We start from the raw sequence: 13,130 nt of genomic DNA, 5'->3' as shown, positions 1-13,130 counted from the left end.
CAGAAAAGACCATTTACATAAGCTAACCACTCAATTAGTTCGTGAAAACCAAACGATTGTGGTTGAGAATTTAGCCGTTAAGAATATGGTCAAAAACCCGAAATTATCTCAGGCAATATCTGATGTAAGCTGGGGAGAAATCACCCGACAATTAGCCTATAAATGCCGTTGGTATGGGAGAAATTACATCGAAATAGATAGATGGTTTCCTAGTTCTAAAAGGTGTAGTAATTGCGGGTATATTGCTGAGAAAATGCCGTTAAATATTCGAGAGTGGGATTGTCCAGACTGTGGGACGCACCATGACCGAGATATTAACGCCAGTAAAAATATTTTGGCCGCAGGGCTTGCGGTGTCAGTCCGGGTCGCGACCATAAGACCAGAACAGAGTAAATCTGTTAAGGCAGGTGCGAAAAATCCTTCGGGAAAGAAGCAGAAACCTAAATCGTGAGGTTTGGGAATCACCGTCCGTTTACGGCGGTGAGGATGTCAAGACTAGGGTTTGCGGCAAAAAGTTTCTCCTGGGGGCAGGGTGCGGGGTGTAGGGTGTAGGGTTATAACCAAGCATCACCTATATAGCACAAATTTACTGAGTAGATAAAAATAAACTTGAGTCAACGTGAAAAAACTGTCCTAACTTTACAGCTTGTTTTTCTGTTATTATTTGTTGGCCAATAAGAATATCAGAAACTATTGTTTTTGAACCTAGTATATCTGATAAATCTTTTTCTTGTAAGTTGTTAGCTTCCATGAGTTCCCAGAGTATTGAATGGGGTTCTGATTCTTCAAGGAGATAATGATCTTGTTCGTATTTTTCGATTAAAGTCAAGAGTAAATTTAACAAGGTGGTTTCTTCTAGACTGCGATTTTCTCGATGAGATAAGGCCTCAGCTAGGTTAATAGCCTGTTCGTTTTCTGCATCGTTTTCTATTACTTTTGGTAGATACTCGGCTAGTAACCTTCCGTAGGTATCACGGTTTAAAGTAAGGGTCATTTTTCCACTCATCTTTGTCATACTCCGCGTGAGTCAAAATGTACTTGATGTAAATTATTTGATCTTTGTAAACGATATCTACAATTAGACGATAGCGATTACCTTTGATATTAAAGACCGTGAAATTACCAACAGCTTCCGCTTGAGAATACACAGCTTGAACTTCAGCTAGGTTTTTCCACTCTGCTTTACTAGCAATTTTATACCAAGTATTAATGGCATTGGCAGCATCGGCGTGTTTTCCGGAAAATCGCCGCAGTTTTTTACGGCTGATGATGTGCATATTCTTATTGATTTAGAATAGCTCTTGTATTCTAGTTTATCATGGCCTGATTTGCGCCACCAACCCGAAAACCACCGCCACAAGAGACGCAACCATCATTTTAACTCCTCCCAGTTTGTCGCTGTTGGGAGAAGATAGTCAGCAAGTTACCTACATCCTCAGCCAGAGCGCTCGCGTATTTCGGATGCGCGAAACCATCCCCAAACTATACGGACGGGAGGAATACTTAGCAAAGGCAAAGGAATATGTGCGTGAGGTGGGGGAGGATGCTTGGGAACAGCTGCAACAGGCTCAGGGGGTCGAGCTTTCGTGATAAAAAATCAACCTTTTCCTTACGCATAGTTGTAGTTAATTCTGGTTCAAAATTTACTGTTTGCAAGCCACTACAAGTAGTCGTGAAAAAGTCAGTTATCTCGATTAACACCAAGATTATTAATCGGGCTGTCAATTTGAAAGTGACTTACCATTAACTTGGTTGAGTTTTTCGACTACAAATTGTGGGAGGTGAACTTTTTCCGCTCTAGCCTCACAACAATCCCTTACTGCTATCACAAAAGCTTTAGGTACGCTATCAAGTTGTTCGAGAAACTTTTGCCACTCTTCTTGTTTTTGATCTTTTGCATAAAGATCAACTAAATGCCAAGCTGCTAGATATTCTGCCAGAGGTTCAAGAATGAAATGAATTTTATCCTTAGAAGTTTGGTTCGTTTGAATGAGGTGTAGCTTTTCTTCTAAATATTCTAGTCGTTCTTCAGCATCATTACCTCCCAAAGTAACCAGTGCCTCCGAACGCATAATTTCTGAGGGTTGATAGCTATTCTTCAGGCAAGCCCAAGCTAGAGACTTGGCATCTTGATCGACAATGCGATCACCTGATCTGTTTTCTTCTTTAATTTCTCGGTTGAGTTCATCGAGGTATTTGAGCATTAATTCTGGAATATTATTCGGCAAAGTTAATTCTTGCGCCACTTTGACTTTCTTTTCAATTAACTGTTCGGCATATAATTTTACGAACATAGGTGTAATCCTTTTTTGACCGACAATTTCGGATAACTTAGCACAATCTTTATATAACTCCTTGTCAGTAAAGAGTTGCCGCACCCCTTTCTTAACTAAATAGGTTTCTAAAAAAGTAGAAATTTGACTTCCTGTAAGTTGACAAGGTTGGATCGTCAAAACACTACCCAAGGATTCTTCTTGCCGGGAGGTGACCACTAAAGTATGAACTGGAAAATCTGGCTGTCCAGGACGAATTAATTTGCGTGTAGTTTCACTCATTTCTGACAAATGATCTACAATGACCAATATTCGCTGCTTCATCAGCAGATGTTTAAGGAGTTCTGGAGAAACACTTTCTTCTGTAATTGCTGCTTCTAGTTGACCTCGAATAGCGGCTAAAAAAGGTTTTTCCCCTCCCGAATTATCAATCTCTATATTTTCTTCAATCAGCACCGGTAACATCCGATGTTTACAGAGACGCTCTTCTTTATTATCTGACATTGCCCATTGAGCAATTTGATAGGCTATACTGGTTTTTCCAACTCCACTTTCTCCCCAGATAAGCAGATGTCTTGGGAAAGATTCTTTTAAATCTTGACTGGTGAGTTGTTCAATCGTTGTCAGATTATCACCAGAATCAGTCTGGACAGGAAGGGGGACATAAATTGTATGATGCTGGACGGTAGGTTTATGAAGGAAGTCTTGTTTCACTTCTTTAAAGTATCTTTCTACCCATCGATCTAAAACTCTTGGATGATATTTTAAAAGTGGGAAGAAACTCAGAATTGATGCAATTGCCTTCGCTACAGGGTGAGCTTCAAAAGCAGGTTTCCAGATTTGTTCATCAATCTTAAGTAACCAGAGAGGAGAGAGCCAAAAAACTAGCAGATTGGTGAGAAATAAGCTACCAAAAATTTTAATATAAGGATGAGTAATAATACTTATCAGCCACTGTTGAGATACCTTATTTTGTCGTTCTTTAAGAAAATCTAGTCTTCGAGCAAGAATATCTTGTTGTTGCACGAATTTTTCTTTTTTTTCTTTGTCTTGCCATTCTGATTGATAAGCTGATTCCATTGCTTTTTTAGCATTCTCTAAATCCGTGATCGCTTGAGATAATCCGTCTGTCTCTTTCTGACGCTGATATTGATCCTGTAAGGAAGTTGCAATATTACTCAATCCAACAGATGAACTCACTCGCAAATCTTCATTTTTATCTTCTAGAAACTTGATTAATTCTTGTCGGCTACTAGAGGTATAGGGATCGATTTTACTTAAAGCTTCAACAGCATTATTTCGCACTGTCTGATCGGAGTCAGTTTGCAGCAATTTAATTAACACTTTTACAGCTTCTTCATCTCTCTTGCCAATACTATGAATTGCTTGAACTGCCACTTGACGAGCTGTATCATTGGGTTCATTTTTTACAATATCAATTAATTCAGGTAATGCTTTTTCAGCTTTATTACCCATTTTAATCAAAAGAGCGAAAGTTTGGGTTCGCAAAGTATAATTTTTGTCCTTCAAGAGAGGAATTAAGTTGTCTATGTCAATAACTTTTATATTGGATTTTGCATCTAATGTTTCTATAACTTTCTTGCGAACAAACCAAGCTGAATCATTCTTGACAGATGTATTCAGGGCAGTTTTAACACTTGTGTCTGTTGAGGTAATTCCTGCTAATACTTCAGCAGCACCTTGACGGACAAATCCATTGGGATCTGTTTCGAGCAGTTTAATAAGTTGAGGAACAGCTTTTTGTGATTCTTCTTTGTTTATTATACTTCCTAATGCTCCTGCTGCTGCTCTTTTTACATCGCTATCCTGATCATCTAGAGCTTTAATAAGATAGTCAACAGTTCCATTAGCATTAATTTTTCTGACAGCTTCGATCGCACTGCGGCGCACTTGCGGGTTTGGCTCTTCTCGACTTTGTGTGATAATTTTTGCTTATGGAATCGTGAAAGGCTTACTGGGCAAGACTTTTAGGACTATTTTGCGGATATTCTATCAGTATAGACCTCGTTTCCACACAGAAACCAGAAGAGCCCGGGTTTTCATCCTCGAAAGCAATCAATAGGTAGGGTTTAGCAGGTTCAGCTTCTGTGCCAACACCACCTAGTACGTCAGCAGATTGACTGCGTAATTCTGGGGGCAGCCGTTTATCATTGAGGACATTAATTAAAGCACACATGACATCTTCTTGCTTTAATTCTGGATACAGAAATTCCCCCCACTGCTTAATTGTCTCTAATTGGTCATTTTTTACCTCTTGATTGACAGGCTTTTTCTGATTTAGCCTGATTTTCAGTTTCTCTTCAATCAAAAACTTGACCTCTTCACTGTTGCAATTGAGTGCTAACCCTTTTTGGCTCAATGTTAGAGGGGATAAAAGACTCAACAGGGTGACAGCCATTACTTTCCAGACTTGAAGTCGAATCGGTTTCATATCGCTATCCTCCCTTGTTGAACCAGTTGAGAGAGATAATATCACCCCCCTCATTGAATTTTACCTCCCTTCCCGCAAATCTTCTCAAGTACAGCCACACCCTCCAAACACCCGCATCTTCTAGTTAATGAGCTTGGTATTGACGACCGGCGACCGGCTACCCAAAACGAAAAGATAACTGCTGTATTTAAATTTTTACAGTTTATTTTAAATAAATCAAGAGATTTAACCCCGGAATCGTGCGCGAGAGAGTCCAGATAAGGAGAGTGATATAAAAGATGCCGATACCCCATTGATACCAAACTAAAAAAGAAATGATAGCGGGTAATTCTCGATCGCGAACTCGCCAATCATTAAAGCCTAATTTTAGCAAATTATTGAGACTTAAATCGTAATAATTTAACCAATTCCAACGCTTTTGCCAAGAAATAGGAGTATAACGATCGCGAAAGAGGGGAAATTCGGGAACCACGGGTAAACGGGTGATTAATAAGCGTAATTGTCGCATACTACCATCTTGCAGAAAATAGGAACTATCCATTAAATCGTGATAGCGTCCCCGACGATAAAGTTCGATAACTAAAATTAAGGGTAAGGGGACAAGAATTAGGGCAATAGCTGTTAAAGTTAGGAGAGGACGACTGGCAGATTGCAGGATATTAAACACACCTGAAAGGGTGAGAATAATATAGCTAGTCACCATACAAAAGATTTCATAACGACTAGGAATTACTGGTTTAGGAGTGAGACGACGCACGCGATCAATTAACCAAAATAAACAGCCAAAATAGGCAAAAATTATGATTCCTGTACCGAAAACTAAACTAAAATTTGTACCATCTTGACTTAAGAGTAATAGTAAAGCAAGGAAAGAAGTATGCAGAAAATCAGCTACCCAAGTGAGGTTAATTAGGCGAATAACTGAGATATTATTCAGTTTTTGTTTTAACTGTTGAAATCGCAATTTTTCGGTTTTGTATTCAATTTGATTGGCATCGGCAATTTGTTCTAGGGAGCGAAAATTACGAACTAAATTTCTTAAAACTGTCTCATTTCCTGTTAAAGTTGGTAAATAAATTGCTTGACCAATTACTCCTCTATCTCCCAGTATTTTCGCTTTATCGGAATCAAAAGCTAATCCCGATACACTCAAATAACTATTTTTAGTAAAAGTGGAATTACTAAAATCTACCTGATCTAAAAGTTTCACATCTTGAAAACTAACGACACCATTAAAATAACTAGACCGGAAAGCGCCCGATTTTTCAAAAGTGGCATTTCTAAAGGTTAATAAACTTAAAAATCTACTCTTAGAAAATAGCGGACGATCTCGCCATTGACTTTGGGAAAAATTGGCCTCTTTTTCCCAGAAAGTACGGGTAAAATCTGCGGTTTTATCGTATTTAGTTTGATCAAAATAAGCTTCAGCAGTAAAATGACTGCGATGGAAGTTAGTAATACTTTTAAAATGGGCTGTGCGAAAGATGGCTTTATTTAAAAATTGACTTTGACTAAAATTTACATCTCCCATAAAATTGGCTTTGGTAAATTTCGCTACCCTAGCAAAACGCGATTCTACCCAATTACTTTCACGACTAAATTTTGCTTCCATTGCTTCGACAATTTGCAGAAAAAAAGTCTTAGAAAAGTCCACTTCTCCCATAAATACGGTTCTCTGCAACTTCACCGGTCCGCGAAATACTGTGACATTGAAAACCGGTTCATCGCTATCGAATAAAAAATTTTCGTCCTGTTGTAATAACTGTTCTTCCGTGGGTGATAATAAGGTAGCGAGAGCCACTTTTGTTAAAGGAGTCGGTAAACCCAGACGGGAAGCGATAAAATTGCCTTGAATTAAGGAATTACTAAAATCTAAACCTAGGGGTTGTTTAGCGCGATTAATTTGACCTTGAATCTGTTGATAAAATTGTTCTTGCAGCTCCTTATTTTCATCGCGGATATCGATAACTAAATTGGCTAAATTAATGGTAGTCATCCCTTCTTTAAGGACGGGTGCGCTTAAACGTTCCTGCAATAAAGTTACTGTTAAAGGAACTCTATCCATTACTGCCAAACTAGGGAGAGAATGTACAGAGAAAAACAGAAAAACAATGATTAGTAACCAGCAGCCTTTCAACAACGCACCCACGACAGTTATTTTCCTAAACAAGCTTGGATAGCCATTTCTAAATCCTCTTGGTTTAAATCGGTGATAACAAAGACTTCCTGCACACTTTTTCCTGTCCTCGCAATCAGCTTAAAACCACCACGAATTGGTACTGATATCCGCAATTGTAACCGCGGACAATGACCTTTTGAGCGAGAAAGTACCCCCGGGGTGACAGTGGTGATTCCCTGATAGGTAATTAACTTTTCTAATACCGCAATCAACCCCGGAATATGAGTAGAATGATTCCAAACTAAGCGACCATTATTCATAATTAGGCGGCCTCTAGAGGAGCCATAGTTAATCCTTCCCGTCGCAATTGTTGGTGATAAAGTTCCGCTTGTTCTTGGGGACCTGTCCAGACAATTGCTTGTCCTTGGTAGTGAACTTGATTAGTTAATTCCCAAGCTCGATCGGTAGTCATATCCGGGATATATTTAATTAAACAATTGGCCACATGATCGAAGGTGTTAAAGTCATCGTTGAGAACAATAACTTTATAGTTGGGATAAGTCTTTTTGACCACTTGGGTGGACTTATCTAAGGTGGTACTGGGTGCGCTGGCCATAAAAGTTACAATAGGTTAAGGTTTTTGCAATTAAATTCGAGCATTTTGACAACAATTAAGCGGCAAAAGCCACAGAATTATTATTCAAAACCCGGTGATAGTAATTTAATAATTGTTTGGTGGCCGCTTGCCATGCCCATTTTTCCGCTTCTAGACGCGCATTTCGTCGTAATTCCTCTCTTTCTGCCTTGGCGGTTAGTAATCTTTGGGTGGCACTAATTAAACCCTTTTCATCCCTAGGATCGAAGAGATGACCATTAACTCCATCGGTGACAATATCGGGAATTCCCCCCGAATTTGCCGCCACCACCGGACAACCGGCAGCCATGGATTCTAAGAGTACCAAACCGAGGGTTTCTGTGCGTGAGGGAAAAAGAAAAGCATCTGCGGAAGCAAAAGCGGAGGCTAATTCTAACCCCTGTAAATAACCGACAAAATGGGTATTTGTGTCGGCAAAATGACTTGTTAAAGCTTCCCGATGGGGACCATCTCCCACAATGGCAAATCTTGCTTCGGGAATCGCTTCTAAGACTGGTTTAATGCGATCGATTTCTTTTTCGGCCGACACTCGACCAACATATAATAAGAGAGGACTATCGGGGTTATTTTGGGATAATTTCAGTCTCATAGCTGGGGATTTTAAATGAGGTTGAAATAATTCCGTATCGACTCCCCTTTGCCAAAGCTCTACTTTTTCAATGCCACGACTAGATAATTCTTGCACCATAGCAGTGGAAGTGCAGAGATTTAAACTTGCTTGATTGTGGGCCAGTTTTAATAATTCCCAGAGTAATCCTTCAAGGGAACCTAATCCATAGTGTTGTAGGTATTGGGGGAGATGGGTATGATAGGAAGCGACGAGGGGAATGTTCATAGTTTTGGCAAAATAAATGCCTCCCACCCCTAAAATAGCGGGGTTAACCACATGAATAATATCGGGTTTAAACCTCTCTAAAGCTTGACCGACTGAAGGCCGGGGGAAAGCCATTTTTAATTCCGGATATAGGGGTAAGGGAATCCCTGTAACTCCATGAATTTTAGCACCTTTGTAATCCTTTAAACCGCCATCGGGAGAGAAAACTAATACCTGATGACCTAATCTTTGTAGGTGTTCCACGGTATGTTTAAGACGGGTGACAATTCCATCGATTTTCGGTAAGAAAGTTTCTGTAAAAAGAGCAATTCGCATAGAGAAAACAAGGTTAAGTAATAATTAAGGACAAGCTTTTTTTGAGAGAGCTAGGAATAATTACTGAATTTCTCAAGGCAATTAACTCCCCAATTAATCATAGATCAGAAAGGCCAAAGGTTTTAATCACTCGATCGCTACCTTCGATAACCACCGTCGCTCGATAATTATCGCCGATTGCCGCTGTCCATAATTGCCATTCCCCCGCCACATTGTCTAATTTTAAGGGATTGAGGCCCACTTCCACTCGATCGAGTCCCCCGCTAATTCCCGTTCCCACTGCCTTTAAATAAGCCTCTTTTGCCGTCCATAACTGAAAAAATAGCTTTTCCTTCTCCGCAGACTTTTCAACAAGCTCGTGTTCCCTAGCACAAAAAAACCTTTTTGTCAAGCTATCTAAATCTTTCATCTGGCGCATTTTCTCTAAATCTACCCCGATGCGAGCGGTTAAAGTCAAGCCACAGATTGCCATCTCCTCGGAATGGGAGAGATTAAACTGCAATTGGTATTTAATACTCGGTTTTCCCCGTTCACTGTAGATAAACTCGATTTTTTCGGGACTTATCGCCAAATATGACCCTAAAATCTCGCGTAAACACCCCCTAGCCACCAAAAAACGCCGCTTGTGTTCGGGAAAATGGTAACGATTAGCTCTAATTATTTCATCTTCCGAGAGCAAAGAAGCCAGTTTTTCTAGTCTATCCCCAGAGGGATCAAGACTGATAAAATAGAGATGAACCTCATCGGTAGATATAAACATTAAACTCAGAAGCGATCAAATAATTAATTATCGGTAAATTTTACCGTAAAATGAGAATTGCCGACTCAAGAATTTATCCACCTTCTAACTTTTGACTTTGCAGCACACCTATGAACTTTTTTCATACTGAAGACCACCTCCAACAGTTCGGTACAGATATTTTAGAAACAACTTGGCGAGAATTTACCCAATTAGCTCAAGAACAAATTGCCCTAACTTGGATAGTATATGATCCTCCCGTTATCGTCAACACGGGGGGAGCAATTTCTCACGAAGAATTCTGGAAATATTCCCCCCGCGGATTTAGTTATCGCGGACAAGAAAGAACCTATCCCGCTAGTTTAGTGAAATTATTTTATCTAGTAGCAATTCATGAGTGGTTAGAAGGGGGAATGATTCCCGAAAACACCGAATTAAATCGCGCCATTCGTGACATGATTGTTGACTCTGGTAATGATGCTACCAGTTTAGTTGTAGATCTGGTGACGGGAACCACTAGCGGTCCAGAAATTGCCGCCGGTCCCTTTGAAACTTGGAAGCAACAACGCAACATAGTTAATCGTTATTTTCAATCCCTAAATTGGCCAGAATTAGCGACAATTAACGTTAATCAAAAAACTTGGTCTGATGGTCCCTATGGACGTGAACGCGCTTTTTTAGGGGAATTAATGGAGAATCGCAATATGTTAACTAGCAATGCAGTGGCGCGTTTAATTCATACTATTGTCGGGGGGATTGCGGTTTCTTCCCAACGTTCCCAAATGATGATGTCTTTACTAAAACGAAGTCTTAATCCTGCTGATTGGACAAGTCAAGGAGATGATACACAAATCTTAGGATTTCTGGGACAAGGATTACCAGAAAATAGTCAAATTTGGTCAAAAGCTGGTTGGACAAGTCAAGTGCGTCACGATGCAGCCTATATTGAAATTCCCCATCATACTCCCTATCTCTTGGTGGTATTTACCGAGGGAAAAGATAACAGTCAAAATCGCTCAATTTTACCTTTTATTTCCCAGAAAGTAGCCGAGAAAATTATGCAGCTCCATTAATTAAGCTGTGGGTAGGATGGTTTTCTCTGTCATTGCCAAAAGTGCTAGATAAACATCCTACTGCAATGAATCAGTAAATTTACCGATGTGCATCTCAATATACAGCTTTTCTGGGATAGATGGGGTTCGTTCTTGCAGCTGAAATACTTGATTAAGTAAGGATTTAGTCTGTGCTTCACCTTGACGGGAAAGGCCGTCATCATTTAAACTAACAATAAGTTGTTGTTAAGTAAGTAGTCGGAGATAAATTCTGTTGTCTATCTTAAGAAATGTAAATTACCACAATTCTTACTTAGTCCTGACTCCTGACTCCTGACTCCTGACTCCTTACCCCACAGTTAACTTTACTTTTGTCCAACTACTTATTTCCTCAAATGTGTGACTTTCAACCCTCACCATTGTCATAACGAAAGGGAAGTGGAGAGTAAATTAATTGTCCAGTATTTACTCCCCAAACTAGGCTACAATGCCGAACATTGGTATCAACAAGTTAGCTTCGGTAAAGTACGCTTAGATTTCCTTGTTTCCGCTCAAAAACCTATCAATAAAAGGCAGTTTTTATCCTCTCACTGTCTAATTGTCGAGGCTAAAAACCCCAGAGAAAAGCTCACCAATCATCGTCACCGTTTAGGTTATTATCTCAACTACTTTAAAGTGCAGTGGGGATTATTAACCAATGGTGATGAGATTCAACTTTATCGAAGAAAACCCGATAAAATTTATTTAGTTTTTAGATGTTCTGGGTTAGAAATTGCCTCTCACTTAGAACAGTTAAAATCTCTGATTGGCTACGAAACTTTATCCCTGGGTATTCCACCGCTTAATTCTCCAACAATCAACAACAAAAATCCCATGAAAACCATCGCAATTTATCATCATAAAGGTGGTGTTGGTAAAACCACCGTCGCTACCAATCTAGCGGCAGCCTTGAGTAAAAAAGGCAAGCGAGTTTTATTAATTGATATTGATGCTCAAGCTAATAGTACCTTTGCCGTTGGTTTAATTAAGTTTCAATTCGATGATGACGATGATTTAAAAGATAAAAATGTCTTTCATTTGCTCAATGATGGAGAGATAACTTTTGTGCCAACTGTTGTCAGAAAATCTCAGGGATTTAATCATCCAGAAATTGATGTAATTCCCGCTCATATTAGCTTAATTGAAAAACAAACTACCCTAACCAGATACGGAACCTCTAACACAAGATTATCTAAAAAATTAGATAAAGTTAGAGATGATTATGACTTTGTTATTATTGACACACCGCCATCCTTAGATTTTTATGCTCAAGCTGGTTTAATTGCTTCCGACTATCTGATTATTCCATCAGATCTTAAACCATTTTCTAATCAAGGTTTAAATAGTGTAAAAAGTTTTATCAAGGAAGCAATTAACGAAAGTCGTGAAAATTTAGGTAAAGAACCCCTAAAAATTTTAGGCGTTTTACCTTCCAAAATTTCCACCCATGCTCAATACTTAAGATTTAATTTTCCCAAACAAAAACAAGTGATTCCAGACAAATATGGTTTACCTTTGATGGAATCGACTATCTCGGAAAGAATGCCTTTATCTCGCTGTATAAATCAATACGTTACCGTGGGAGATTTAGAAATTCCTGCTCCCCAATCTATAATGGATTATGCCGAAAATCAAGGCGATGCGGGAGTATCAGCAGCAGAATTTGAAGCCTTAGCAATCGAAGTTTTAGCTAAAATAGGAGTTAAATAAATGTGGGATTTTTTACTAATTGATTTACAGGACGTGGTAGCCACTAAAGAGCGTTCTTATTTTCCAGAAACAGATTTACACAACTTAGCTAATCTTATTGTAGCAATGAAGGGCTTAATGCGTCCTGTCATTCTCAAAAAAATTGGCTTTGAACGCTTCCAGATTATTGAGGGAAATTTAGAGTATTATGCCTGTTTAATTGCTAAAGAAAAAGAACGCAGCCTAGAAACTATTAACGCTTTTGTGGTTGATAAAGAAGCGGAGAATATCGCTTTACAGCAAATGAAGTTATTATCTCCTTCTCCTGGGTTAATTACCACGCCCGAAAAAACAGATAATCCTCTAGAATTGAGGGTGAATAATCTTGAAAAACGATTAGAAACCCAGTTACAAGCAATCCGAGAGGAGTACCAAAAAGAAATCAAAAGACTGGAAGAAAAAATTATTATTTCTGCTGCTTCTCCTCCTCCTTCTCCTCCTTCTAAGTCGATTTTAGAGCTTTTGAATAGCTGTGATGCTAATCAACTTAAAAAAGGGGGAATTCCACCTGCATCTGTTAATGACTTTCTGAAAAAACGTTCAGAAAAGCCCTTTGATTCTTTGGAAGATGTCCTAAATCGCCCGGTGTCAGGAGTTAAAGAGAAAAGATTAATTAAACTTGTCGATTATTTGCTGACTTCTAATTGATTTTTGTGGGTGTGTTGAGCTACTTTAACACACCCTACCGATGGGTGTTATAATAATGGAAGATCAGTAAAAAAGCCTGATCCGATAGCGGGCAAAGATTAACTAGAAGACGTGTGAAAAGAGAAAACTTATGACAACTACCCCAGTAATAGCTGCTTCTTTAACAATTCCTCCCCTAGAAAACGGCGATAAATTAACTCGATGGGAATTTGAACGACGTTATCAAGGGATGCCCCATCTCAAAAAAGCGGAAT

General features: G+C 39.1%; 14 protein-coding genes and 1 pseudogene. 6 read left to right on the top strand and 9 right to left on the bottom strand.

What is annotated here, in order from left to right; all coding sequences use genetic code 11:
* Window positions 1-451, top strand: a 451-nt coding sequence (locus O9295_RS03935; protein WP_288031865.1) for an RNA-guided endonuclease TnpB family protein, incomplete at its 5' end; no start/stop codon positions are given.
* 135 nt (window positions 452-586) lie between these two features.
* Here the strand turns inward: O9295_RS03935 and O9295_RS03930 are convergent.
* Window positions 587-1,006 (bottom strand): helix-turn-helix domain-containing protein, encoded by a 420-nt coding sequence (locus O9295_RS03930; RefSeq protein WP_288031864.1) that lies wholly within the window; start codon window positions 1,004-1,006, stop codon window positions 587-589.
* Entirely contained in the window at window positions 972-1,277 is a 306-nt protein-coding gene (locus O9295_RS03925; RefSeq protein ID WP_288025881.1) for a type II toxin-antitoxin system HigB family toxin, read from the bottom strand. Before O9295_RS03925 ends, O9295_RS03930 begins: the two co-directional genes overlap by 35 nt.
* A gap of 115 nt (window positions 1,278-1,392) precedes the next feature.
* On the opposite strand from O9295_RS03925, the gene O9295_RS03920 reads away from it, so the two are divergent.
* Window positions 1,393-1,590, top strand: coding sequence for a hypothetical protein (locus O9295_RS03920; RefSeq protein ID WP_002758075.1), 198 nt, complete (start codon window positions 1,393-1,395; stop codon window positions 1,588-1,590).
* 131 nt (window positions 1,591-1,721) lie between these two features.
* Here the strand turns inward: O9295_RS03920 and O9295_RS03915 are convergent, their stop codons facing one another.
* From O9295_RS03915 to O9295_RS03885, 7 genes are all read right to left on the bottom strand, one after another.
* Window positions 1,722-4,184 carry a HEAT repeat domain-containing protein gene (locus O9295_RS03915; protein ID WP_288031860.1) on the bottom strand — a complete coding sequence of 821 codons (2,463 nt, stop codon included), beginning with the start codon at window positions 4,182-4,184 and terminating at the stop codon, window positions 1,722-1,724.
* 61 nt (window positions 4,185-4,245) lie between these two features.
* Entirely contained in the window at window positions 4,246-4,725 is a 480-nt protein-coding gene (locus O9295_RS03910; RefSeq protein WP_288031858.1) for a hypothetical protein, read from the bottom strand.
* A gap of 202 nt (window positions 4,726-4,927) precedes the next feature.
* Window positions 4,928-6,874, bottom strand: coding sequence for a pentapeptide repeat-containing protein (locus O9295_RS03905; protein WP_288031855.1), 1,947 nt, complete (start codon window positions 6,872-6,874; stop codon window positions 4,928-4,930).
* Window positions 6,875-6,879: 5 nt separating this feature from the next.
* Window positions 6,880-7,164 (bottom strand): DUF2103 domain-containing protein, encoded by a 285-nt coding sequence (locus O9295_RS03900; RefSeq protein ID WP_002732155.1) that lies wholly within the window; start codon window positions 7,162-7,164, stop codon window positions 6,880-6,882.
* 2 nt (window positions 7,165-7,166) lie between these two features.
* Window positions 7,167-7,460, bottom strand: a complete 294-nt coding sequence (gene clpS / locus O9295_RS03895) for an ATP-dependent Clp protease adapter ClpS (RefSeq protein ID WP_002765336.1) — start codon at window positions 7,458-7,460, stop codon at window positions 7,167-7,169.
* Window positions 7,461-7,515: 55 nt separating this feature from the next.
* Complete coding sequence (locus O9295_RS03890) at window positions 7,516-8,649, bottom strand: glycosyltransferase family 4 protein (RefSeq protein WP_125731697.1); 1,134 nt, start codon at window positions 8,647-8,649, stop codon at window positions 7,516-7,518.
* A gap of 97 nt (window positions 8,650-8,746) precedes the next feature.
* Window positions 8,747-9,409 (bottom strand): 4'-phosphopantetheinyl transferase family protein, encoded by a 663-nt coding sequence (locus O9295_RS03885; protein WP_288031852.1) that lies wholly within the window; start codon window positions 9,407-9,409, stop codon window positions 8,747-8,749.
* A 110-nt stretch (window positions 9,410-9,519) separates the two neighbouring features.
* Between O9295_RS03885 and O9295_RS03880 the strand changes: the two genes are divergently transcribed.
* From O9295_RS03880 to O9295_RS03865, 4 genes and pseudogenes are all read left to right on the top strand, one after another.
* The gene (locus O9295_RS03880) at window positions 9,520-10,461 is read left to right on the top strand and encodes a serine hydrolase (protein ID WP_288031849.1); all 942 of its coding nucleotides are present in this window, start codon (window positions 9,520-9,522) and stop codon (window positions 10,459-10,461) included.
* A 378-nt stretch (window positions 10,462-10,839) separates the two neighbouring features.
* Window positions 10,840-12,189, top strand: coding sequence for an AAA family ATPase (locus tag O9295_RS03875; protein ID WP_288031846.1), 1,350 nt, complete (start codon window positions 10,840-10,842; stop codon window positions 12,187-12,189).
* Window positions 12,190-12,876 (top strand): ParB N-terminal domain-containing protein, encoded by a 687-nt coding sequence (locus tag O9295_RS03870; protein WP_288031843.1) that lies wholly within the window; start codon window positions 12,190-12,192, stop codon window positions 12,874-12,876.
* A gap of 130 nt (window positions 12,877-13,006) precedes the next feature.
* Window positions 13,007-13,130 (top strand): annotated as a pseudogene (locus O9295_RS03865) (Uma2 family endonuclease); the annotation flags it as partial.

The sequence above is a fragment of the Microcystis sp. LE18-22.4A genome (genome assembly GCF_027531105.1).
Classification (GTDB): domain Bacteria; phylum Cyanobacteriota; class Cyanobacteriia; order Cyanobacteriales; family Microcystaceae; genus Microcystis; species Microcystis aeruginosa.
The sequence above is the reverse complement of the archived record's forward strand: the minus strand, read 5'-3'. Positions and strand labels throughout refer to the sequence as shown.

Bases quoted from the DNA above. Each gene is read 5' to 3' on its own strand.
- clpS (WP_002765336.1), bottom strand. From the start codon at position 7,460: ATGGCCAGCGCACCCAGTACCACCTTAGATAAGTCCACCCAAGTGGTC.
- O9295_RS03870 (WP_288031843.1), top strand. From the start codon at position 12,190: ATGTGGGATTTTTTACTAATTGATTTACAGGACGTGGTAGCCACTAAA.
- O9295_RS03900 (WP_002732155.1), bottom strand. From the start codon at position 7,164: ATGAATAATGGTCGCTTAGTTTGGAATCATTCTACTCATATTCCGGGG.
- O9295_RS03910 (WP_288031858.1), bottom strand. From the start codon at position 4,725: ATGAAACCGATTCGACTTCAAGTCTGGAAAGTAATGGCTGTCACCCTG.
- O9295_RS03925 (WP_288025881.1), bottom strand. From the start codon at position 1,277: ATGCACATCATCAGCCGTAAAAAACTGCGGCGATTTTCCGGAAAACAC.
- O9295_RS03885 (WP_288031852.1), bottom strand. From the start codon at position 9,409: ATGTTTATATCTACCGATGAGGTTCATCTCTATTTTATCAGTCTTGAT.
- O9295_RS03880 (WP_288031849.1), top strand. From the start codon at position 9,520: ATGAACTTTTTTCATACTGAAGACCACCTCCAACAGTTCGGTACAGAT.
- O9295_RS03930 (WP_288031864.1), bottom strand. From the start codon at position 1,006: ATGAGTGGAAAAATGACCCTTACTTTAAACCGTGATACCTACGGAAGG.
- O9295_RS03890 (WP_125731697.1), bottom strand. From the start codon at position 8,649: ATGCGAATTGCTCTTTTTACAGAAACTTTCTTACCGAAAATCGATGGA.